Annotated in this window: 1 protein-coding gene; it reads right to left on the bottom strand. The window is 46.1% G+C overall.

Going from position 1 to position 1266, the window contains the following annotated elements:
- Window positions 1-112 precede the first annotated feature (112 nt).
- Entirely contained in the window at window positions 113-1132 is a 1020-nt protein-coding gene (locus AC5590_RS32900; RefSeq protein ID WP_169268995.1) for an SDR family oxidoreductase, read from the bottom strand.
- Window positions 1133-1266 lie beyond the last annotated feature (134 nt).

Genomic DNA, 1266 nt, shown 5'->3' with positions numbered 1-1266 from the left:
AACGCTTAACAGGAAATGCTTAACAGACTTTCAAGTCTCTTGGGGAGCGTGTTTTCTCATTAGTTTGTGTCCTAATCTACCTGGCGACTGCTGTAATTTGATCCCGTGTAAATTAAACATCACTGCCTAGACGCCACACACCGATTAACGCAGCAATACCTAATGCAGCAACAGCAACCGCACCCCACTTCAGTGGTGGATTCATCTCCAACCAATCCGATAAAGTTGGTATCGCCAGATGGCTATAGTCTCCCTCAACTCGGTCGTATTCTGAGATAGTGGGTGCAAAAAGATTGTTTGGTCCTTCTTCTGACTTTGGTTCGTTGGTGTGTTGTCCTGGAATGCCGATAACCGCCAATATAGAATCGACAAGTTTTGGTGAAATACGCTGCAACACATCTAGTATCCTGCCAACATCCCCAACAATAAAATCACGAGTGGGGTGTTCGGCGGTATAAAGAATGGCATCTGCAACAACACTAGGCTGATAATACGGCGGTATCCCCGTAGGTTTCACTCCTAGCTTAGTGCGAACCTTGTTATAGTAAGGTGTGTTAATTGTCGCAGGTAGTATTGACGTGACACTGATGGGCAATCCTTCGTGTTGCAACTCAACGCGCAGCGTTTCTAAAAAACCTTCCAAACCGTGCTTAGCAGCGCAGTAGGGACTTTGCAGTGGGAGACTGCGCCTACCCTGCATCGAGGAAATATGAATTAACGCCCCGCGTCCCTCTTTTTTCAGATGGGGCAATGCTACCATTGCACCGTACACCTGTCCCATCAAGTTGACATCAACGACGCGTTGAAACTCCTCTGGGGTGATTATCTCGAAAGGAGAAAGCACACCTGTAGCAGCAAGATGAACCCAAGTATCTAGTCTTCCGTATTGTGCGACGGTTTTGTCGGCGATCGCCTTAACTTGTTCAAACTCACTGACATCTGCAATCACATACGTTGCTTCACCACCAAAGCGTTGGATTTCTTCTACCAAAGACTGTAATCCTGATTCGCTGCGTGCAGCAACCATAACCTTTGCACCACGTTTGGCAAACTTCAACGCTGTTTCTCTTCCTATACCACTGGAAGCCCCAACGATGGCGACAACCTGCTGATTAATTGGCTTTAATTGCATAATTTTTCATTCCGTATCCTCTCCTTATGTATTAAGCTTTGTGAAGCAAAGGTTCATCTTTCGCAGGTGTGAGTAATACCAAGTTCGGTTAATTACTTACAATAAAAAAACCTCACCCCGCCCTATGCCTAACG

This window comes from Brasilonema octagenarum UFV-OR1, assembly GCF_963888615.1.
Classification (GTDB): Bacteria; Cyanobacteriota; Cyanobacteriia; order Cyanobacteriales; family Nostocaceae; genus Brasilonema; species Brasilonema sennae.
This window is presented reverse-complemented; position numbering and strand designations above follow the sequence as displayed.